This window comes from Pseudomonas sp. NFACC37-1 (assembly GCF_900101575.1).
GTDB lineage: Bacteria > Pseudomonadota > Gammaproteobacteria > Pseudomonadales > Pseudomonadaceae > Aquipseudomonas > Aquipseudomonas fluorescens_AA.
In genome coordinates, this window is sequence record NZ_FMUZ01000002.1 from 467,617 (window position 1) to 488,966 (window position 21,350).

A 21,350-nucleotide genomic window follows, 5' to 3' on the forward strand; every position below is an offset into this window, starting at 1 on the left:
TTGGCTTATCCATGGCTTCATAACAAGGAAAATCCGATGTTCAAACGATCATTCGCCAGCAGCCTGGCACTGGCCCTGAGCCTCACCGCCGCGGCGTTCACCGTCCAGGCGGACAACGAACAATACTTCCCGCTGCAAAGCTATCGCGTCGGCCCTTATGCCGCCGGCGGCACCGGTTTTTTCGGCGGCTTCATCGACTACCTCAAGTACGTCAACGCCAATGGCGGCGTGAACGGCGTCAAGCTGACCTGGAGTGAGTGCGAGACCGAATACGTGGTCGAGAAAGGCGTGGAGTGCTACGAACGCCTGAAGAAAGGCTTGAACGGCGCTCCGGCGGCTGCCACCAATCCGCTGTCGGTGGGCATCGCCTACGCCACGCTGGAGCGCTCGACAGCCGACAAACTGCCGCTGATCACCATCAACCATGGGCGCACGGATTCCACCGATGGCAGCGTGTTCCCCTACGTTTTCCCGTTGCAGTTGAACCCGTATTCCGAGGTCTCGGCGATCATCAATTACATCGGCCAGCGCGCTGGCGGGTTGGACAAGCTCAAGGGCTTGAAGATCGTTACCCTGTACCACGGCTCGCCCTATGGCAAGGAAACCAATGAGGTCCTGCAAACCCTGGCCGACAAATACGGTTTTGCGCTGACCTTGCTGGAGGTGCCGCACCCCGGCAACGAACAGCAGTCGCAGTGGCTGAATATTCGCCGGGAAAAACCCGATTGGGTGATCCTGCGCGGTTGGGGGGTGATGAACCCGGTGGCGCTGAAAACCGCGCAGAAAGTCGGTTTCCCGGCCGACCACATCATCGGCAACATCTGGAGCAACTCCGAAGATGACGCCGCGCCGGCCGGTGCCGCGGCCAAGGGCTTCATCGCCATCACCACGCACCCTTCAGGTACTGATTTCCCGGTGTTGCAGGGCATCAAGCAGCAAGTGGTCGACGCCGGCCATGGCGACCTGGCCGATCTCAAGCGGTTCGGCACCGTGTACTACAACCTCGGCGTGGTCAACGGCATCCTCAACGTAGAAGCCCTGCGCATTGCCCAGCAGAAATTCGGCAAGCAACCCCTGACGGGTGAGCAGGTGCGTTGGGGCTTCGAGAACCTCAAGCTCGACGACGCCCGGCTCAAGGAACTGGGGGCGTTGGGCCTGGTGCAGCCGTTGCAGTTGTCATGCTCGGACCATGAAGGCGGCGGTGCGGTGCGCTTCCAGCAATGGGACGGTACCCAGTGGAAGCTGATCAGTGACTGGGTGCAGGCCGACCGCGCCCTGTTGCGGCCGATCATCGAAGCGTCTTCGCACCAGTACGCCCGGGAAAAAGGCATTACCCCGCGTGATTGCAACAAGGAATCCTGAGGCATCGCGGCAATCGGGCGCACGCGTCCGGTCGCTATCTGAAAAGGCGAAACAGCATGGCGACGAACGTGCCGATCCTGCAGATCGACGATATTGAAGTGCTCTACGAACAGACCATCCTGGCGGTGCGCAGCGTGTCGCTGGAGGTGGGAAAAGGGCAGGTCGTGGTGCTGCTGGGCGCCAACGGCGCGGGTAAAAGCACCACGCTGAAGGCGGCCTCCAACCTGGTGCGTGCCGAACGGGGCGAGGTGGTGCGGGGGCGGATTGTCTACCAGGGGCGCGACGTGACCCGCAGTGCGCCTCACACCTTGGCGGCGAGTGGCCTGGTGCAAGTGCTGGAAGGTCGGCATTGCTTCGCCCAGTTGACCGTGGAGGAAAACCTGCTGGCCGGTGCCCTGGCGCGCCAGGTGCCGCGGCGCCAGTTGCTGGCTGACCTGGAATCGGTTTACGGCCATTTCCCCCGGCTGAAACTGCGGCGCAAAAGCCTGGCCGGCTACACCTCGGGCGGCGAGCAACAGATGATCGCGATAGGTCGCGCGCTGATGGCCAGGCCGCAACTGGTCTTGCTGGACGAACCGTCGATGGGGTTGGCGCCGCAGATCGTCGAGGAAATCTTCGAGATCGTCCGGCAACTCAATCAGCGTGAGGGTGTGAGCTTCTTGATCGCCGAGCAGAACATCAATGTCGCCTTGCGTTACGCCCACCATGGCTACGTGTTGGAAAGCGGTCGGGTGGTCAGCGAAGGCAGCGCCGAACAACTGGCGGCCCGCAGCGATCTCCAGGATTTCTACCTGGGCGCGCGAACAGCAGCGCTGTGAGCACCGCTGACATGACCCTGTGGCGAGGGGATTTATCCCCGTTGGGCGCGCAACGACCCCAAGCAGGTTGAACGCGGTCGGCCTGATACATCAGGGACAGGTCTTGGGGCTGCTGCGCAGCCCAGCGGGGATAAATCCCCTCGCCACAAAAAAGGGACGCACCTGGCTTTTGTGGCGAACTCAGGTTGAAAGGTTGATGACCTGGCCGTCCCGCGTACTGAGCGCGGGGCGGCGTTTGTTGACCACCAGTTCGCCGATCCTGATCAGCAACGTGCGGGTGACGTTGCGACTCAGGCCCAGCAGGCTGGCGGTATGGACCTGATTGCAATTGGCGTATCGGTAGGCGGTGCGCAACAACTCGGCCTCGACCTTTTCATACACATCGCCATGCTCCTGCTCGAGCAGTTTCTCGAAGGCTTTCTGCAAGAGCGCCTCTGCACTTTGAGGAGTTGCTTGCGGTGGGTTGTCCTGGCGCTCGATACGAAAGTTCGACAGATGCAGGTCTTGCACGCCAATCACTTTGTTGCGGCAAATCAGCAGCGTGTGGTGGATGACGTTTTCCAGTTCGCGGATGTTCCCCGGCCAGGAGTAGTCGAGCAACTTGCGTTGCGCCTGGGCATCCAGCGTCACCTCACCGTGCCCGAGCCTGTGGCTGTACTGCGCAATGAAGTGGCGTATCAACGGCAGGATGTCGCCGGGACGTTCGCGCAGCGGCTTGAGCGCCAGGCTGACCACGTTCAGGCGGTAATAGAGGTCTTCGCGAAAGTGCCCGGCATTGATGGCTTTTTCCAGCTGTACGTTGGTGGCCGCCAATACACGCACATCGATCTTGATGCTCTTGCGCGAACCCAGTCGAACCACTTCGCGCTCCTGCAATACCCGGAGCAACTTGACCTGGATCGGCAGCGGCAAATCACCGATTTCATCAAGGAACAGGGTGCCGCCATCGGCTTCCTCGAACCAGCCGGCCTTGGCCGTCAACGCGCCGGTAAAGGCGCCTTTTTCGTGGCCGAACAGCTCGGCCTCCACCAGGGTCTCGGAAAACGCCCCGCAGTTGACCGCAACGAACGGCTTGTGGCGACGGGCGCTGAGGTTGTGCACGTGGCGCGCCACCAGTTCCTTGCCGGTGCCGGTCTGGCCGATGATCAACACGCTGGCATCACTGGGTGCTACTTGTTGCAGGTGTTCCAGCAAGGCGCGGGAGGTGGGGTCTTCGAAGACCTGGGCCGTGGCACGAATCGAGGTGGCCAGGCCGGGAGAGGGAGGTAGCGTTAGAAGCTGCATGACGGTGGCCCGTTAATGAGATTGCCGTGACGGAAGGTGGGTGAGTGCCAACGTTCCTTGATGGCACCACCGCGGTAAGCCTTTGGGCTTAAGGCTTAATCTAAATGATCTAAAAAAATGATAATAAATAACTTTAAGTTATTTGCTTAGGACTGGGCCGAGGGTGAGAGCGAGGCTTGCTCCCGCAGGCACGGTGGTCAAGGGATCCAGATTGGCAAGCAATGTCGATAAAAAGTTTTATTGACTAAAAAATTACATCGAGTAATTATTCTCCTGCATCTGCTTTCACGCAGAGTCATTTCCCAGGGGCAACCCAATGAATCAGAACACCGTGCCTTCACTGGCCAGTCTCTACGTCGAGACTCACGAATCGCCTTCTGACGCACGCCTGGCGCCTTCGCTCATGCAAGGCTTTCCCGCCGAACCCCACCGCCGCGTCACCTGGCACAACTGGATGAGCCCGCCCTACAGCCAATGGGGTTTCCGTAACCTGGCGCGCTTGCGTCCTTCCATCGATGTGCGGGCCGGCACCGGGCCGGTCAGCGCGTTCAAGCAGGCACTCCAGCCGCTGGATGAGCTGCACTTCGCCAGCGAGTGTGGCTTGAGCATCAGCGTGATCGACCACTTGATCGCCAGCCAGACCGATGGGTTCCTGGTCCTTAAGGGCGACACCGTACTGTTCGAGCGCTACTTCAATGGCCAGTGCCCCCAGGACCGACACATCATGTTTTCGGTGACCAAGTCGCTGATCGGTGCCCTGGGCGAGCAACTGGTCTGCGAAGGCCTGTTGGACCCGACGCTGACGGCCGCCCATTACGTACCGGAACTGATGGGCAGCGCGTTCGGCGATGCGACCGTGCGCCAGCTGTTCGACATGGCCGTGGCCGTCGATTACAGCGAGGTCTATGAGGACCCGGATTCAGAGAGCTCCCAATACGGCTACGCCTGCGGTTTCCAGCCGGCGCCAGCGCAGTACACGACGTTCGAATCCCTGTACCAGTACTTGCCATCCTTGAGAAAGCGCGGCAATCACGGCGGTTTTTTCCATTACGTGACGGCCACCACCGAGGCATTGGCGTGGGTCATGGAGCGGGCGTCCGGCAAGGCCTGTCATCAGTTGCTGCAGGAGGTCTGGAGCCAGTTGGGCTGTGAACGTGACGGCTACTTTCTGGCGGATCCCTGGGGCCGCAGTGTGGCCGGTGCCGGGTTCAGCGCGACCTTGCGTGACATGGCGCGCTTCGGCCGCCTGCTGGCCAACGATGGCCGCCAGCAGGGGCGACAACTGCTCTCGGCAGAGGCGCTCGCCGGTATCGCCGCTGGCGCCGACCCCACCATCTATGCCGCCTGCGCCGACTTTTCGAGCTGGACCCCTGGCGCGTCCTACCGCAGCCAGTGGTATGTCTTCAACGACCACAGCCAGGCGCTCATGGCCGGTGGCATCCATGGCCAATACCTGTTCATCGACAAACCGTCCGGCGTGGTGATCGTCAAGCAGTCGTCCCTGAGCGACGCCGTCAGCCTCTTCGACGGCGACAGCGTGCGCATGCTGCGTGCCATCGCGGCGCAACTGACGCCCTGAGTTCATCCGATAAACACAAGAGTTTCGTTCCGCTCACCCGGCCCAGCCAGGTGTTGGCGCGGGTTTGCGCCGCCATTCACTGCCCTGTAACAACAATAATCAACAGGAGCTCCATATGGTTTCCATGATGCGTTTGTCCCGAACGTTCCTCGTGCTCGGGTTACCCTTGACCGCCCAGGTTGCCTGGGCGGGCTACACCTTCGAGGAGGGCAACCTCAAGGGCGAGGTCAACTTAACGGCCGGTGGCGCGGTCCTGTCCACCCGCAACGTCAACTTTGGCGGCGGCGTGGTGGACATGCGCAGCGGCAAGAATGGCGGCACGAAAATCGACTGGCAGGAGTTCTACGTCAAGCCGGGCGTCAAGTTGGAGTATGCCGTGCAGCCGGATTTCAGCCTGCTGGCCGGCGGCTCCCTGGTGGGGGCGACCACCTTCGGGGATGGCGATGCCGGTGGCTTCACCCGCAGTTCCGACGGCAAGGTGTCGACCGAAGAGTTCTATGGCGGTTTCCGCGCCGGGGAGTGGACGGTTACGGGCGGTCGCCAGAATTACATGATCGGCAACGGTTTCATCGTGATGGATGGCAACCTCGACCAGTTGAACGACGGTGCCTATTGGCTCGCCCCACGCACCGCCTTCAAGGATTCTGCAGTGGTCGCCTGGGACCATGGCGCGTTGAAGGTCCAGGGCTTCAGCCTGGGGACCGACAGCGACCTGGGTGACTTTCGCATGAGCGGCGTGAACCTGGACTACAACCTCGACGACCAGGTGACGTTGGGCGCCACCGCGTTGAAGGTCAAGGCCATGGGGCCCAAGGGCAGTACCTTGCCGCGTCGCCGCGATGGCATGCTGGTGTATAACGTCAGGGCGTTGAACGCCAAGCTCCCGGGCATCGCCGACCTGAGCCTGAATGCCGAATATGCCTTGGAACGGGGGAGCGGCGAAGGCGTGGATTACGATGCCAAGGCCTGGTACGGCCAGGCGGATTACACCTTCAGCACGCTGCCGTTGACCCCGGTGATCGGCTACCGCTACGCGAGCTTTTCCGGCGACGACAACCTCACCGACAACCAGCAGAAAGCCTGGGACCCGTTGAGCAAGGGCTTCGTCGACTGGAGCACCTGGCTGATCGGCGATGTCGTCGGCAACTACCTGATGTTCAACAGCAACGAAAACGTCCAGCAGTTCTCACTCAAGACCCACCTCAACGAAACCCTCACCCTCGGTGTGATCCACTACCAGTTCTGGCTCGACGAAAAAAACTACATGGGCACCGCCGTCAGCGACCGGCGTTTTGCCGACGAGAGTGTAGTCTTCCTGGATTGGGCGCCGTCGAAGTCGTTGTCCACCTCGCTGTCGTACAACTGGGTCAAACCCATGGCGGCGGCCAAACAGGTCTTCGGCGACGACCGGAAATTCAGCGCGCTGGAACTCTACTTCACCTACCGCTATTAGTGCCGCGAGCCTTCGCGGCCGCGCTGGAGTGTTTGATCATGAACCTGTTTTTGCGCAACACCTTGCTGGGCGCTGTCGTTTCGATGCTGGTCAGCGGCGCGAGCCTGGCCGAGGAACGGACGGTGCGGATCTACAACTGGATCGAGTACCTGCCGCCTGAAATCCTCAAGAGTTTCGAAGAGGAAACCGGCATTCGTCCCATCTATGACGTCTTCGACAGTGTCGAAACATTGGAATCCAAGCTCCTGACCGGCAACTCCGGGTATGACGTGGTCTACCCGAGCAGCTCCAACGTCAGTCACCTGATCGCCGCGGGCGCCGTCGAGCCTCTGGACCGCAGCCAGTTGCCGAACTGGCAGCATCTGGACCCTGAGTTCATGAAGACGCTGGAGGCGGTGGGCGATCCGGGCAACCGCTATGCCGCACCGTACCTGTGGGGTACGACCCTGATCGGCTACAACGTCGACAAGGTACGCCAGGTATTGGGGGCCGATGTGCAGATGAACACTTGGGACATCCTTTTCAAGGAAGAGAACATGGCCAAGCTGGCCAGTTGTGGCGTCGGTCTGCTGGACGCCGCCAACGAGATCGTGCCCATTGCCTTGCACTACGAAGGGCTGGACCCCAACAGCCAGAAACGTGAGGACTACGCAAAGGCGCAGGCGGCCATGCTCAAGGTCCGGCCTTACATCACCTACTTCAATTCGTCACGCTATGGCATGGACCTGGCCAACGGTGAGATCTGCGTAGGGGTGGGTTGGTCCGGAGGGGTGGCCCTGGCCAAGCGACTGGCCGAAGATGCAGGGAAGGGGGTCAAGGTGGAAATGGTGCTGCCCAAGGAAGGTGCGCCGATGTGGTCGGATGTGATGATGGTCCCCGCCAACGCTCCTCATGCCAAGGAAGCCTACGCATTCATCAATTACATCTTGCGTCCGGATGTCATCGCGCGGATCAGCAACAAGATCGGTTACCCCAACCCGAACAAGGACGCCACTGCGTTGGTCAATGCCGACATTCGCAACAACCCCGCCATGTATGTGCCGGACGAGGCGCGCAAGACCCTGTTCGCCCTGGAGCCGGTGCCGGCCGCCGTGGAGCGGATCCGCACCCGCACCTGGATCGGCATCAAGACCCATCACTGATCAGCGTGACCCGGCGCTGCGGCGCCGGGTTCGTATCAGTGGGGGCCTCCCTCAGGCGCGCATGCCCAGGAAGAGCAATTCGGTGATCCGCCGGACCTGTGTGGAGTGTGCCTCGATATCCGGTTGTTCCTGGTTGACCAGCCTGAACAGCTGCAAGTGCGAATAGTCGTTCAACAGGAACGCGGCGAGGTCGACGTCCAGGTCGGCGCGTAATTTGCCGGCCTGTTGCAATTCCCTGATCAGCCCACTGATTTCGGCCCTGAGCGCATCGTTCATGGCGCGATACCCCTCGGGCAGCCCGTTATCGCCACCAAACAGGATCAGCGGCAGCAACTCGCGCCACAGGCTTGGGTGCATGACCTCCAGTGCGTAACCGGTCAACAGCCGCTCCAGATAACACAGCGCTTGGACCGGGTCCTCGATTTCAGGCATCCGGCTGCGGGTGTCCGTGAGCGCGCGCTGGTCGGCGTCGTGCAGGATTTCCAGGATGATCTCCTGCTTGTTGCCGAAGTACTTGAACACCGTGGGAGCCGATACGCCGGCCTGGCTGGCGATCTGTTCGATGGTGGTGTTCTGGAAACCCTGGCGCTCGAACAGTTCGACCGCCGCCTTGCTGATGGCTTGCCGGCGTTCGGCTTTTTGACGTTCACGCAGTCCGCTCACGGGAGGGTCCTTGTCGTAAAGAAGAGGTAAAGGCCATGGCACACCAATGTGGGAGCGAGCAGGCTCGCTCCCACAGGGCTTGCGGTTAGCAACAGGCCGGGCATAGGCATGCAAAATACTTAACCCAGTAAAGTTTTTAAAGGATTTATTTCGTTGCCGCCCCTCGACGACGTAGCTGAATACCGCGGTCCAGACGCCTGGCAAGAGGCAAAACGCCATGCCTCACGTGGCGAAATCAGGCACAGAGATGGCGCGTTCAGGTAACTGACTCGAGAGGGAAGGCAGGTAACGTGGCGCGACTTTTCACCGCAAGTGCGCACGTTCGCCCAGGGTGGATCAACACAACCAAACGGTGCCGCTTCCAGGAGGGGCGGGCAAACCAGCAATACCGACTGTCCCTGCGCGCGTCTCAATGTTCGATCACAAGAGAATAAGAAAATGACCAGCCCCAGCTTCAAGGACTCGAACGGCCATCTGGCACAGGGCTTCAAGCCTCGTCACGTCACCATGCTGTCCATTGCCGGAATCATCGGTGCGGGTCTGTTCGTGGGATCGGGCCATGCCATTGCCGCCGCCGGCCCGGCCGTCATGCTGGCCTATCTGTTTTCCGGGCTGTTGGTGGTCCTGGTCATGCGCATGCTGGGCGAGATGGCCGTCGCCAACCCGGACACCGGCTCCTTCTCCACCTATGCCGATCAGGCCATCGGGCGCTGGGCAGGCTTCACCATCGGTTGGCTCTACTGGTGGTTCTGGGTGCTGGTGATTCCCATCGAAGCGTTGGCCGCCGGTCATGTACTCAACCAATGGTTTCCCGCCGTCGATGCCTGGCTGTTCGCCTCGGTGTCGATCGTTCTGCTGGCCGTGACGAATCTGTTCAGCGTGTCGAAATACGGTGAGTTCGAGTTCTGGTTCGCCATGGCCAAGGTCGTGGCGATCATCGGCTTCATCTCCCTGGGTTTCGCGGTGTTGATGGGCTGGATTCCCGAGCGTGAAGCCAGTGGCCTGAGCCGCTTGATGGAGGAGCATGGCGGGTTCGCCCCCAACGGCCTGTCGGCGGTGGTGGGCGCGTTCATCACCATCATGTTCAGCTTCATCGGTACGGAGGCGGTGACGATCGCCGCCGCCGAATCCGATAACCCTGCGCAGAACATCGCCAAGGCCACTCGTTCGGTGATCTGGCGTATCGGTGTGTTCTACCTGTTGTCGATCTTCGTGGTCATTTCCGTGGTGCCCTGGAACGATCCGCTCCTGGCTTCAGTCGGTTCCTACCAGCGGGCCCTGGAACTGATGAACATTCCCCACGCCAAATTCCTGGTGGATGTGGTGGTGCTGATCGCCGTGGCCAGTTGCATGAATTCTTCGATCTACATCGCCTCGCGGATGTTGTATTCCCTGGGGCGCCGTGGCGATGCGCCAAAGGCCTTTAAGGCCACTTCCTCGGCCGGTGTGCCACGGTCCGCGGTGATTGCCAGTACCGTGTTGGGCGCGGGTGTCACTTTGTTCAGCTACTTCATGCCCGCCGGCCTGTTCCAGTTCCTGCTCGCCAGCTCCGGCGCCATCGCCTTGCTGGTGTACCTGGTGATCGCCATCTCGCAGCTGCGCATGCGCCGGATGATGCAACGGCAGAACATCGAGCTGCCTTTTCGCATGTGGCTGTTCCCTTGGCTGACCTGGTTGGTCATCGTGTTCATCTCGGCGGCGCTGGCGGTCATGATGATCACCCCCGAGCACCGCAGCGAGGTCAGTACCACCCTGGGCCTGGCGCTGGGCATTTCCTTTATCGGCCTGGCGACGTCGCGGCAGCCGCGCCCTGAGCAGGTTGCTTCCCTGGGGTGACCCAGCCTGCCTCCGTCTCCTTTGGCCCTGTAGGCATGCAATTCTGGTTGCGCTGAGAGGGCCGGTCTTAATTGTCTACTCAAGATTGAACAAGCCTGAATCCGACCGGCGTGTACAAAAAAGCTTTGGCCTTATCGGGTGTAAATTATTTTTTACTGTGCTTGGCATCAGCCACTTTTTACTAAGCCTTGAAAGTGCTGGTTTTTTTTAAAAAGTCATGCCCTCGGTTTTGTAGGGACTTAAAAGCTGTGAGAATAATATTGAACATCTGTTTGTGTTTTTTCACGTTGACAGCGACATTTTTACAACTATAAGATTGGATCCAGGAAAAGTTATTCAAGGAATGAATTAAATGCACTTCTGTTCCTCTCCGCACGCCTCGATCTTTCCTGTTGTTCTTAACTATCTGCGCGGCTTCCTGCCGCTTCCGACTTTGTACTCCCGTACCTTGTTTCCTCGTCAGGCAGCAGGCTCTTGCTGTTTCACGCCCTCATTTTTATCGAGGCTTGGTTCCTGACCCGATAAAAGTATTTCACCTAAATGAAATAAAACAATCGACTCAATAAACCTTTGTGCCAGTCTCTTGGTGCAGGGGCAATAACACCTGAGAGAAAGGGATTCTATGAAATATTTGGATGGCTCCATTTACCTAGATTACCAGCTTCCCAATGGGCAGTCGGTCAAACTTGACCTGGCCACGGAGGAGTTGCTGGGTGTTCGCATGAATAAAAATGTGAAGCGTCTGATCGGTTGTTATGAGCAAGACATGCTCTTTCTGAATAAAGAAATTGATGGGGATATTCAGCAGCATCTTGATGAGCGATACGGTCGGGACAAGAGTAAGAAAGCGCTGGATGAGTTGCGAACCCTTGAGGCTGTTGTGTTTGCCCCGGTCAGTGCACAGTTGGATAAAGTTGATTTCTCCGTCTCGGCCGAACAGTTGAGGACTTTTTTTGGCATTCACTTGGATGAAGAGTTTGCTCGCCTGAAGAATGGCGACTTCGATCCGACGCTCTCCTATATTCTCAACAACCCTAATGCCCAGGGACTGATGAGGAGCTTGCTGACACAGTTCTCAATTGAGTTTCTTATTGAAGGGGCTCCGATGGGCCTGTACGCAACTGGCGCGTTCGGCACCCTGCAGTCACATCTGCTGCGGGTGTATCAAGATGAAATGGGAAATGGTGTGCCGGAAGACAAGCACAGCCACTTGTACGAAAAAACCATGCTTGATCTGGGGCTGAGCGATACGCCGGATGCGTATCAGGATCATTTCCTCACCAGCAACATGTTGGTTTCGGCCTACACGTACCAAATCTGTCACGACAAGAGTAAGTTCTTGCGTTACCTCGGCGCTTTTTTCCGTAATGAAGCCTGTTTTATCGTGTGGCAAAAACAGTTGGGGGAATCGGTTCGCGAGATATACCGAGGGAAGGTGGATTGTCATTATTTCGATGTTCATACCTCGGTCGACCAAGCCCATGGTCGCTGGGTGCTTGATAATCTGATTGGCCATGCGCTGGATCGTTTCGGTGATGACGCCGCGCCTCATATTTTGCGCGGTTTTGTGGAATTGATGATCTATCAAGATATCTTCGGTCTTGAACTTGATCATCAAATACTTAATGGTACCGTTGCGGAGCCTGCCGCCGCGGCGAATTCAAGCCTGTCCCTTTCCAATCGAGTGGCTCCTGGCGCGACGGAGCATCTTTTTTCGGCCCGGGAAATCATTGTCGACCTTCAAGGTGACAGCAAGATTTTTCTCACCGATCCTCTGGCTGCGAGCCCTTCAGCCGAGTCCGGGCTCATCCGTCTTCCACCGTTTACCGCTGCCCATTTAAAAGCCGGGAGCGACGGCGCGCGTTATAACTAATATCAATAATGCGACTGGTCGCAGATCAGTCGCTTACTCGCCGATGCCAGATGATTAGAGCGCTTAGTTTCTGAAGCGTAAGGACCTTGCATGTTTAAAGAAAAAGTGTCATCCGATAATAATACTTGGCTTCATTTTTTTCCCTCCGACCAGATTGGTAAAACCGATGCGTTCCCTTCATCCATAATCGAGGCGCAGGGGATCTATGTAACAGACTCGGAAGGCCGTCGGTACATGGACGCCATCAGCGGCGCGTACTGCGTGAACGTGGGTTATGGTCGTGATTCGATTATTGATGCGGCCAGTGAAGCGGCCAGAAAGTTGGCATTCTGCTCTCCGTTCAGTTTTTCAAACCCTTATTCTTCCCGGTTGGCCCAGACGCTCGCCGGCCTGGCATCACCTGTTGTCGGCGCCAATGCCCGGGTGTTCTTTACCAATAGCGGTTCGGAGGCGGTAGAGACTGCATTGAAAATCGCTCGGGCATTCGCGGTCAGGAATGGCGAACCCCAGCGTAAATGGCTGGTGTCTCGCGATCATGCTTACCACGGTGTCACGCTGGGCGCGCTGTCTGTGTGTGGATTCGCGGCGCTAAAGGAAGAGTTTGGTCCGCTCTTGCCCATGACCGCCACCATCGCTTCGATGCGGGACAGTACAGACCCTCTCAGCGACGTGCTCCATGCAACGCCGGGCCTGGGTAAGGATGTTGCTGGCGTGTTGATTGAAACGGTTGAAACCAGCAATGGCATGGTAACCCCCACTGCTGAGTATCTTGATGGCTTGAAGCGCTTGCGCGAGGAAACCGGCGCGTTGTTGATCGTCGATGAAGTCATCACCGGGTTCGGACGCCTGGGCAGTTGGTTCAGCGCCGAGCAGTATGGACTTGAGGCCGATATCGTTATTTGCGCGAAAGGGCTTACAAGCGGATACGACTCGCTCGGCGCGACGATTGTCAGCGAGCGGGTCGCGGCGGTCTTTGCCCAGGGCGAAGACAGCATGTTCGCCCACGGCGCTACGTTTGGCGGTCGTCCGGCTGCCGCGGCCGCCGCCCTTGAGAATATCGGGATTCTCGAACGCGAGCGGTTGCTTGAAAACGCCTCATCCATGGGCATTTACTTGAAAGGTGTGCTTCAAGACTTGTTTGGTAACCACCCGAAAGTCTCCGGGCTCACCGGTACTGGCTTGCTCCAGGCGATCCACTTGCGCTCAAGCGACTCTTCGGCGCCTGCCACGGCCGAGGAAGTGAAAGTGATTCGAGAGCGATTGTTGAACAGCGGGATCATCACTTCTTTGTATTACACCCGAAACGATCCCACCATCGAAATTGCCCCGCCGCTCTGTATCAATCGAGAGCAGATCGACCATCTCTGCCGAGTGATCGTCGCCGCATTAGGCTGATTGTCGTCGCGACTCACTTATAAAGGATTATTAGAGATGACCTTCGATGAAATCGAACACACAGGTCCGGCGCGGAGTCCACAAACCCATGCCGGGGAATACGGCGTGACCGAGGCGGCGATCAAGCTTGAACGGGCTACTCCGGACTCTGATCTGGAGGTCCGGCTACTTGCGGCCTGGCTCATAACGGCTAGCTGGTACGCCAATTGGGTCGAAAACTTGAACTGCACTGTCGTATCGCGCCGAGGGCAGGTTGACTGCCCGAACATCGATTTTCAGGCGCCGGCTCGCAAACTTCTCGATTTCTGCAAGGCTGCGCTGGGGGCTATTTCTGGCGCGCAGAATACTTCATGGCAGGTCTGCGCCTGGTCCGACACTGAACAGTGCCCAGGCGTATTTGGCGCCGCTCGGCTGCAGATGTGCGTCAGCGCAACCAACGTCGAATTGGTCTTTGATGGACAGCTTCTCGAGCGAAGCCTGGCCCATGAGATTTTCGACACATTGCATGGCATCGCTTGCGCATTGCAGCACGAAAATAATTTCGTTGTACCGGACCTCGTGGAACGTGCCCGCCCAGAACATTCGAATTCCGAGCTGCTGGGAAAATTGCATGGAGTCGAGGAGCAGGATGTACTGGAGGCTTTCGAGGAGCACGTCTGCCGCGACCCGGACAAAGTGGCGATTCGCGACGCAGGCCGGGTGATCAGTTATGGGCAGTTGTCGGCTGACATTCGCAAGCTGGTCGCCCAACTGGCAGGCCAAGGCGTGAAGCCCGGCAGTCGAGTCGCGTTGCGAATGTCCCGATCCAGCGACTTCGTCGTTGCAGCCTTGGCGGTTCTCTCGCTGGACGCTATCTACATTCCGATAGACCCGCAGCTTCCTCCCGAGCGAAGCAAGCTGATGCTTGAAGATGCACGGGTAGGCTGGGTTGTAGAGGGCGATGCTGTCGTCGCGGTGGGACTCTCCCTGAGTGCAGCTCAACCCGACAATGAGCCACGGTGCGGATATGTACTGTTTACCTCCGGGACCACGGGGCGGCCAAAGGGTGTCTTGATCTCTCGCGCATCGCTCTCGTATTACGCCAGCGTGGCCAAGCACTCGTTCGGCCTTACGAGCCAGGACAAGGTCCTGCAGTTTGCGACTGTCTCGTTCGACGCCTCTGTCGAGGAAATCTATTGCTGCCTGATGGCCGGCGGAACATTGGTCATCCGTGATTCATCCGTCGATTTGCAGCCTGCCAGCTTTCTGCAGTTCCTCGACGAGCAGCAGATTACTTTTCTTGACTTGCCGACCGGGTACTGGCGAGAACTCAGCCTGGCTTGTACTTCCCAACAGCTGCATTTTCCTTCTTGTGTCAATCTGGTGGTGATTGGCGGAGAAGCCCTTTACAAATCAGACATACACAACTGGTACCGTCTCCCCGCGCCGCGCCCGACGTTGATCAATTCCTATGGCCCAACCGAGACGACCGTCGTTACCGCTCTCCAGCGAGTACGACGTCCTGACACGGATGACGATTCAAGGAACGACATCTCTATTGGTCGGCCCATTGCCGGTAGCCGAATTGTCTTGCTGGACCGTTTCGATAAACCTGCACCCCTCGGCGCAATGGGGCAGATATGCATATCCAGCCCAGGCGTGGCCGAGGGGTATTTGCACAATCCGGACATGACGGCGGAAAAATTCTTCGTGCGGGTGGAAACCGATCGGAGCCTGCGCCGCTACTACAAAAGCGGAGACCTGGGACGCATTGGCCGCGATGGAGCGCTGGAATATCACGGACGCATGGATAACGTGGTGAAGCGGCAAGGCTTCAGGATCAGCCTGGGTGAAATCGAGTCCATTGTACGAACATTGCCGGAAGTGTCTGACTGCTGCGTTTTCATGACGGACGCCGGCAGTGACAGCAAGCTTCTGTGTGTCGTTCAACTGATGCCCGGCATGAAGGTGTCGCAACTGGCGTTACGTCAACAATTGATGTTGGACCTGCCATCCTACATGGTGCCGAACAGCTTCATTCTGCTCGACGAAATACCGCGTAACCTGGCTGGAAAGATCGATTACAACACAGTAAGAAGGCTCGCAATGGCGGTTGTAGACGCAACGAGCAAAGACCTGTCGAGCCCTTTTGCGGGAAGCGAAATTGCCCGGGAAATACAGTCGACGTTGGGCGGTCGGGAACTGAATTGGGATGCCAGTCTTGTCGAAAATGGGGCGGACTCGTTGGAAATCGTACGCCTGGCCATGCTGTTACAGAAACACAGCGGGCACGAGTGGCCGCTTTCCACGCTCTATGAATACCCCAGCCTGGGAGCCATTTTGAACAATGTTGGCGGCCCTGGAATCGCAAAAAAACGCCCACGAGATTTCAAGGACTGGCGCTATGCTGAGTTTGAACGACTCAAGGGCTTGATTCGCCGCAGTGCGCCACGAGTCAGTCTTCCCAAGGACGGTATATTGGTAACGGGGGCTACGGGACTGCTTGGGCGCCATGTGGTCCGCGCATTGCTCAAGAGCACACAGCGCCCCATTTATTGCCTGGTGCGCTCTCCCATGGGCAGCACCGAGTCCCCGCATAAAAAGCTCACGCAATTGCTTAACGTGAGAAATGAAGCGCTGCAGAGACTGCACATTGTCGTTGGCGATCTGGATCACGATGACGTCGGCCTCGACGAGAAAGGTTTATATGCCTTGCAACGCAGCGTCAGCGATATTGTCCATTGTGCCGCCGATACCAACATGTTGTCGCCCTATTCGAAGTTGGTGACGACCAATGTCCAAGGGAGCCTGAATCTCATAAATCTGGCGCTTGAGAGTAACGCCAGCTTTCATTTCATTTCTTCACTGGCCTTGTTCGATACAAAACCATCTCTCCTGGCTACGCCGGAAACCAAAATCATGGAAGTCGATAACGTGGCTTCCGGCTATCTGCAAAGTAAGTGGATGACTGAAATGTTATTGGAGCACTGCGCCGCCTCCGGACTGAGGACGACGATCTATCGATGTGGGCGACTTTGGGGAAGCAGCATGAACCTTGAAGAAGCTCGTCACGACTATGTCTACCAGTTCCTGAGCGTTTGCCAGCGGATAGGCCAGTTCCCGATCATGCCGATGCAGTTGGAAATTTGTCCGGTGGACCGTATCGCTGAGCAAATCGCTTCGTCTGTCGTGAGCGCGTTACGCCAATCCGTATCGGGTGCAAGGATTCATCACTTGTGTTCCAACAAAAGCTACACGATGGAAGAAATCTACGCTGCCATGCGTCACCAGTTCAAAGATCTCTCGCTGGTTAATTCCTCGACGTGGCTTGCTGCATTGAATGCTCGCATTGTCAGGGCGCCGGAGGATGCTGAAGCCTTGAGGATATTCGCGGTAGTGAAATCGTTATCGTTGTCCGCGTGCATCGATGACCTGGCAATCACCGAGGCGATCGCTTCACGTGAATGCTGGGAGCATGGTCAACCTTTCGGCCTTACCCCTGAGCAAATGATCGAGGCCGTGTTGGCCGGATCTGCCCGGGTATCCTCCCATGCTCAAGCTGTCGCGCACTGATACCGTAGAGCTGGAAGCGTCTAGACAAGGAGTTAACGCATGACCCGTTACATCAACTTTCTTTTACTCGCGCTGATGGGAAGTACCTGGGGGCTGCATTTCGTGTTGGTAAAGAAAATTACCAGCACAGGGGTTCAAGCCGATCTCATTCTGTTTCCGACGCTGTTCGGCGTCGCGATTGCATTCATGGCGCTCATGGCGGTCAGTCGCAGTTCGTGGCGCATCAATGCGTCCTGGTGGGTGTTCCTCATCATTTGCAGCGTGTTGGGTTATGCCTTTCCAATATGGCTTGAGCTGATCGTGGCACCGTACATCGATTCGACGCTGCTCACGCTGATCGTCACCAGTACGCCGGTTTTTTGCATCTTGCTGGGGTTTATCCTGCGCTTGGCAACGGTCACTGTCTGGCATTTGTCATGCGCTGCCTTGGGGATCAGCGCTGCGATGATGTTACTGCTGCCCAGCGCGGCGCTTCCCGAGGGCTCGTCGAGGCTTTGGCTGGCCGCGGCCATCGGCGTTCCGGTGAGCTACGCGCTGTACAACCTGTACGTCGCCGCAGCCTGGCCCAAGGGGTTAGGCGTGTTCACCATGGCGGCCTATGAGTCGGTGATTGCGGCGTTGTTGGCATTGCCGTTGTTCATGACGTCGACATCGAAGGTGGGCTATCAAGGGTTGGTCCAACACGGGCCGGAGGTGACGCTGCTGGTTCTGGTCACGGCGGTGGAGGTCTGGTCCTTTTTCGAACTGGTACGCCGGGCCGGTGGGATTTATGTGTCATTCGCCAGTTTCGCAGCGCTGGTAGCAGGCATCGCATGGTCGGCGTTACTGCTCGATGAAGAAATTACGCCGTGGATGAATGTCAGCATCGGGGCGATCGTCTTGTCGCTGTTGCTGTGCCTGGTTGGAGATAGAAGCCAGGCTCGCGAGGCGCCGCTGAGCAAGGCGGCCTGAGGAAAGATTGCATCGGGTCGTTCAGACCCCGAAATCAAACGTACGCCCCCGACAGGTCCTGTCGGGGGCGTATTGGCTTCCATAAGCCGAAATGTCCATTCCGAGTGCCTGTCCAAGATTGAAAAACTTCAGTTTTGACGCGTGGTATTTCCGTCTGTCACCCACCTCAAGGACCAGCGTGTCGAACCGGCACTAACCGGTGGATGCGTTGTCAGTAGTTGGCGTCCGTAGCGGCGACGATCGGCTCCGATAGCTGCACGTCAGCAACATGACGCACTTTTTTTTGACGCCTTCGGGCAAGTAACTCGCGATGGATTGCGCCAGGACCGACTATTCCTATTGCGGGTTGACCTTCTATGCGTTTTCTACTCGATCCGCGTCATGACATCGATGCTGCCTTATTGAGCTACCGCCGGGTGTTCTGGGCCCTGGCGTTGTTCAGTGGCGTGATCAATCTGCTGGTACTGGTACCGTCGCTGTACATGATGCAGGTCTACGACCGGGTCCTGACCAGCCGCAACGAAACCACCTTGTTCATGCTCACCTTGATGGCCCTGGGACTGTTCATGTTCAGTGCCTTGATCGAGTGGGTGCGCGGCGAGGTGATGATCCGCATGAGCGCGGGTCTGGACGATGCCTTGGGCGAGCGGGTCTTCGACGCGGCTTTTGCCCGCAGCCTGCGCGAACACAACGCCAACCCGGCACAGGTGCTCAGTGACCTGGCGACGTTGCGTCAGTTGATCACCGGGCAAGGTTTGATCGCGTTGCTCGACGCCCCCTGGCTGCCGATCTTCCTGCTGGTGGCGTTCATCTTTCATCCCTGGTTCGGCGTGCTGACGCTGGTGCTCGCCCTGGTGCTGATCGGCTTGGCGCTGTGGGGTGAACTGGCCACGCGCACGCGTCTGGGCGAAGCCAATCGCTTGGGGGTGCAGTCGTCGATCTATGTCAACAGCACGCTGCACAACGCTGAAGTCATCCAGGCCCTGGGCATGCTCGGGCCGTTGCGCCAGCGCTGGAGCCTGTTGCAGCAACGCATCATTGCCGCCCAGGCCCATGCCAGCGACCGCGGCGCGCGCATCACTTCGGCGACGCGTTTCGTGCGGATCTCCGGGCAGTCCCTGGCCTTGGGGCTGGGGGCCTTGCTGGTGCTCGAAGGGCAACTGTCGGCGGGCATGATGATTGCGATGTCGCTGTTGCTGGGGCGAGCCCTGGCGCCCGTGGAAATCGCCATCGGCTCGTGGAAGCAATTCAACGCCGGGCGCCAGAGCTATCAGCGCCTGAGCCAATTGCTGGCCCAGCACCCGCGTGAGCGCTTGCGCATGCCGTTGCCACCGCCCACCGGTGCGGTGCGCCTGGAACAGTTGTATGTCGGCCCGCCGGGTGCTTCGCAGCCGATCCTGCGCGGGATCAATTTCAGCCTCGCCAAGGGCGACGTGTTGGCCGTGGTCGGGCCCAGCGCCAGCGGAAAATCGACGCTGGCCCGGGCCCTGGTCGGGGTCTGGGCGGCCATGGGCGGGTCGGTGCGCCTGGACGATGCCGAGATCAGCCAGTGGTCCCATGACGCCCTGGGGCCGCACCTTGGATACCTGCCCCAGGACATCGAGTTGTTCGACGGCACGGTCGCCGACAACATCGCTCGTTTCGGTGAGCAGGACGCCGACAAAATCATCGCCGCCGGACGGCATGCCGGCATCCACGAAATGATCCTGAGGTTTCCCAAGGGCTACGACACGCCGCTGGGCCCCGGCGGACTTGGCTTGTCCGGTGGGCAAAAACAACGCCTGGGCCTGGCTCGCGCACTCTACGGGCGGCCGTCGCTGATCGTGCTCGATGAGCCCAACTCCAATCTCGATGACGCCGGCGAACTGGCGCTGGTCCAGGCGATCAGTGCGCTCAAGGCGGCCGGCAGCACCGTGGTGTTGATCACTCACCGGCCCAGTGTGCTGGCGGTGGTCGATCACATCCTGGTGCTCAAGGACGGTACTCAACAGGCGTTCGGCCCTCGGGACCGGGTGCTCAAGGCATTGATGCCGGGGCCGCGACCGGCCACGGTCAAGGAGGCTGGCAAAGATGCGTGATCTGATCCCAGAGGCACACGCTTACAGCGAGCAGGGGCTGAGCGTGCGCAACACCCTGGCGCTGCCCAGCGCCAGGACCGATGCCGGGCGTGCAGCGCGTTATGGCGTGGGGTTCCTCGTCCTGACGCTGGGTGGTTTCCTGCTCTGGGCTTGCCTGGCGCCACTCGACCAGGGCGTGGTGGGCAGCGGCACCGTGGTGGTGGCGGGGGAGCGCAAGGCGGTGCAGTCGCTGGTCGGCGGGGTGGTGGAAAAGCTGCTGGTCAGCGATGGCGACCGCGTCACCCAGGGGCAATTGCTCGTGCAACTCAACACGGTGCAGGCGCAGTCGCAACTGGACGTGACCCTGGGCAAGCTGCTCAATGATCGCAGCATTGAGGCGCGCTTGATTGCCGAGCGCCTGGGCAGCGCCGAGATCCAATGGCCCGCGGAACTGCTGGCCCACGCCGACGAGCCGCGGGTCAAGGCGGCCATGGCGTTGCAGAGCCAGTTGTTCATCACCCGCCGTGCGGAGCTGGGTAGCCGCTTGCAGATCATCGAGCACGAAGCCGCGGCACTGCAGCAACAACTGCTTGGCTACGAAGGCGTCAAGCGCAACTACGACGCGCAGATGCGCTTCCAGCAGCAAGAGCTTGAAGGCCTGCGTGACCTGGCCCGGGAAGGCTACGTTCCACGCAACAAGCTGTTCGAGGCCGAGCGCAACGCGGCCCAGTTGGCGGGGCAGATTGCTTCTGGGGTGGGCGATGTCGGCAGGACTCGGCAGGCGATCAACGAAAGCCGGCTCAAGGCCTTGCAGGCGCAGCAGGAGTTCCGCCGCGATGCCGAAACCCAACTCAGCGAAGTCTCGGCCGAGGCGGCCGGTTATGCCGATCAGATCCGGGCCTTGCAGTTTGAAGTCGACAACGGTGCGATCCGCGCGCCAGTGGCCGGGCAGGTCATGGACGTGAGCATTCATACGGTCGGCGGCGTTGCGCAGGCCGGCCAGACCCTGATGCAGGTGGTGCCGCTGGATGCGCCGATGGCGATCACCGCCCGCTTCGAGCCGCTGATGGCCAACAAACTGCGCCCGGGCCTGCCGGTGCATGTGCATTTCACCGCGCTGCAACGGGTCGATACACCCACGGTGACCGGCACGGTGACGACGGTGTCGGCGGATCAGTTGATCAATGAGCAGACGCACCAACCGTACTTCTCCGCCAAGGTCGAGATTCCCGCCGACACTGTGATCGCGTTGCAGAGCGCCGGCCTGCTGGTGCGCCCCGGCATGCTCGCCGATGTCACGGTGGTGACGGGCGAACGCACCTTGATGAATTACCTGATGAAGCCTTTGCGCGAACGCTTGCTGGCAGCCTTCAAGGAGGAATGAG

At 59.0% G+C, this 21,350-nt stretch carries 14 protein-coding genes; 12 read left to right on the plus strand and 2 right to left on the minus strand.

Annotation, left to right across the window (positions count from 1 at the left end):
- The first annotated feature begins 36 nt into the window (after positions 1-36).
- A complete protein-coding gene (locus tag BLP82_RS04255; RefSeq protein ID WP_092165587.1) occupies positions 37-1,362 on the plus strand; it encodes an ABC transporter substrate-binding protein in 1,326 nt (441 codons plus the stop codon).
- A gap of 56 nt (positions 1,363-1,418) precedes the next feature.
- On the plus strand, positions 1,419-2,180 hold the full coding sequence (locus BLP82_RS04260) for an ABC transporter ATP-binding protein (protein WP_092165588.1): 762 nt from the start codon (positions 1,419-1,421) through the stop codon (positions 2,178-2,180).
- A 180-nt stretch (positions 2,181-2,360) separates the two neighbouring features.
- Here the strand turns inward: BLP82_RS04260 and BLP82_RS04265 are convergent, their stop codons facing one another.
- Positions 2,361-3,464, minus strand: coding sequence for a sigma-54 interaction domain-containing protein (locus tag BLP82_RS04265; protein ID WP_092165589.1), 1,104 nt, complete (start codon positions 3,462-3,464; stop codon positions 2,361-2,363).
- Between the two features lie 316 nt (positions 3,465-3,780).
- Between BLP82_RS04265 and BLP82_RS04270 the strand changes: the two genes are divergently transcribed.
- From BLP82_RS04270 to BLP82_RS04280, 3 genes are all read left to right on the plus strand, one after another.
- Positions 3,781-5,043 (plus strand): serine hydrolase domain-containing protein, encoded by a 1,263-nt coding sequence (locus BLP82_RS04270; protein WP_092165590.1) that lies wholly within the window; start codon positions 3,781-3,783, stop codon positions 5,041-5,043.
- 115 nt (positions 5,044-5,158) lie between these two features.
- Positions 5,159-6,496, plus strand: coding sequence for an alginate export family protein (locus tag BLP82_RS04275; RefSeq protein WP_092165591.1), 1,338 nt, complete (start codon positions 5,159-5,161; stop codon positions 6,494-6,496).
- A 38-nt stretch (positions 6,497-6,534) separates the two neighbouring features.
- Positions 6,535-7,638 (plus strand): polyamine ABC transporter substrate-binding protein, encoded by a 1,104-nt coding sequence (locus BLP82_RS04280; protein WP_092165592.1) that lies wholly within the window; start codon positions 6,535-6,537, stop codon positions 7,636-7,638.
- A gap of 51 nt (positions 7,639-7,689) precedes the next feature.
- Here the strand turns inward: BLP82_RS04280 and BLP82_RS04285 are convergent, their stop codons facing one another.
- A complete protein-coding gene (locus tag BLP82_RS04285; RefSeq protein WP_072410139.1) occupies positions 7,690-8,301 on the minus strand; it encodes a TetR/AcrR family transcriptional regulator in 612 nt (203 codons plus the stop codon).
- Between the two features lie 438 nt (positions 8,302-8,739).
- Here BLP82_RS04285 and gabP point away from each other — a divergent pair, with 438 nt between their 5' ends.
- The 7 genes from gabP to BLP82_RS04320 all read left to right on the plus strand — a co-directional run bounded on the left by gabP (position 8,740) and on the right by BLP82_RS04320 (position 21,349).
- Entirely contained in the window at positions 8,740-10,137 is a 1,398-nt protein-coding gene (gene gabP, locus BLP82_RS04290; protein WP_092165594.1) for a GABA permease, read from the plus strand.
- Between the two features lie 622 nt (positions 10,138-10,759).
- Complete coding sequence (locus tag BLP82_RS04295) at positions 10,760-12,010, plus strand: iron-containing redox enzyme family protein (protein WP_092165596.1); 1,251 nt, start codon at positions 10,760-10,762, stop codon at positions 12,008-12,010.
- Between the two features lie 90 nt (positions 12,011-12,100).
- The gene (locus BLP82_RS04300) at positions 12,101-13,405 is read left to right on the plus strand and encodes an aminotransferase family protein (RefSeq protein ID WP_092165598.1); all 1,305 of its coding nucleotides are present in this window, start codon (positions 12,101-12,103) and stop codon (positions 13,403-13,405) included.
- A gap of 36 nt (positions 13,406-13,441) precedes the next feature.
- Positions 13,442-16,957, plus strand: a complete 3,516-nt coding sequence (locus BLP82_RS04305; protein ID WP_092165600.1) for a non-ribosomal peptide synthetase — start codon at positions 13,442-13,444, stop codon at positions 16,955-16,957.
- Positions 16,958-16,996: 39 nt separating this feature from the next.
- The gene (locus tag BLP82_RS04310) at positions 16,997-17,908 is read left to right on the plus strand and encodes a DMT family transporter (protein ID WP_092165601.1); all 912 of its coding nucleotides are present in this window, start codon (positions 16,997-16,999) and stop codon (positions 17,906-17,908) included.
- A 356-nt stretch (positions 17,909-18,264) separates the two neighbouring features.
- Positions 18,265-19,986, plus strand: a complete 1,722-nt coding sequence (locus BLP82_RS04315) for a type I secretion system permease/ATPase (RefSeq protein WP_092165603.1) — start codon at positions 18,265-18,267, stop codon at positions 19,984-19,986.
- The gene (locus BLP82_RS04320; protein ID WP_092165605.1) at positions 19,979-21,349 is read left to right on the plus strand and encodes an HlyD family type I secretion periplasmic adaptor subunit; all 1,371 of its coding nucleotides are present in this window, start codon (positions 19,979-19,981) and stop codon (positions 21,347-21,349) included. Before BLP82_RS04315 ends, BLP82_RS04320 begins: the two co-directional genes overlap by 8 nt.
- Position 21,350: the final 1 nt, after the last annotated feature.

Coding starts and splice junctions, on each gene's coding strand:
- BLP82_RS04305 (WP_092165600.1), top strand. CDS start 13,442: ATGACCTTCGATGAAATCGAACACACAGGTCCGGCGCGGAGTCCACAA.
- BLP82_RS04265 (WP_092165589.1), bottom strand. CDS start 3,464: ATGCAGCTTCTAACGCTACCTCCCTCTCCCGGCCTGGCCACCTCGATT.
- BLP82_RS04300 (WP_092165598.1), top strand. CDS start 12,101: ATGTTTAAAGAAAAAGTGTCATCCGATAATAATACTTGGCTTCATTTT.
- BLP82_RS04255 (WP_092165587.1), top strand. CDS start 37: ATGTTCAAACGATCATTCGCCAGCAGCCTGGCACTGGCCCTGAGCCTC.
- BLP82_RS04260 (WP_092165588.1), top strand. CDS start 1,419: ATGGCGACGAACGTGCCGATCCTGCAGATCGACGATATTGAAGTGCTC.
- BLP82_RS04315 (WP_092165603.1), top strand. CDS start 18,265: ATGCGTTTTCTACTCGATCCGCGTCATGACATCGATGCTGCCTTATTG.
- BLP82_RS04275 (WP_092165591.1), top strand. CDS start 5,159: ATGGTTTCCATGATGCGTTTGTCCCGAACGTTCCTCGTGCTCGGGTTA.
- BLP82_RS04320 (WP_092165605.1), top strand. CDS start 19,979: ATGCGTGATCTGATCCCAGAGGCACACGCTTACAGCGAGCAGGGGCTG.
- BLP82_RS04295 (WP_092165596.1), top strand. CDS start 10,760: ATGAAATATTTGGATGGCTCCATTTACCTAGATTACCAGCTTCCCAAT.
- gabP (WP_092165594.1), top strand. CDS start 8,740: ATGACCAGCCCCAGCTTCAAGGACTCGAACGGCCATCTGGCACAGGGC.
- BLP82_RS04310 (WP_092165601.1), top strand. CDS start 16,997: ATGACCCGTTACATCAACTTTCTTTTACTCGCGCTGATGGGAAGTACC.
- BLP82_RS04270 (WP_092165590.1), top strand. CDS start 3,781: ATGAATCAGAACACCGTGCCTTCACTGGCCAGTCTCTACGTCGAGACT.
- BLP82_RS04280 (WP_092165592.1), top strand. CDS start 6,535: ATGAACCTGTTTTTGCGCAACACCTTGCTGGGCGCTGTCGTTTCGATG.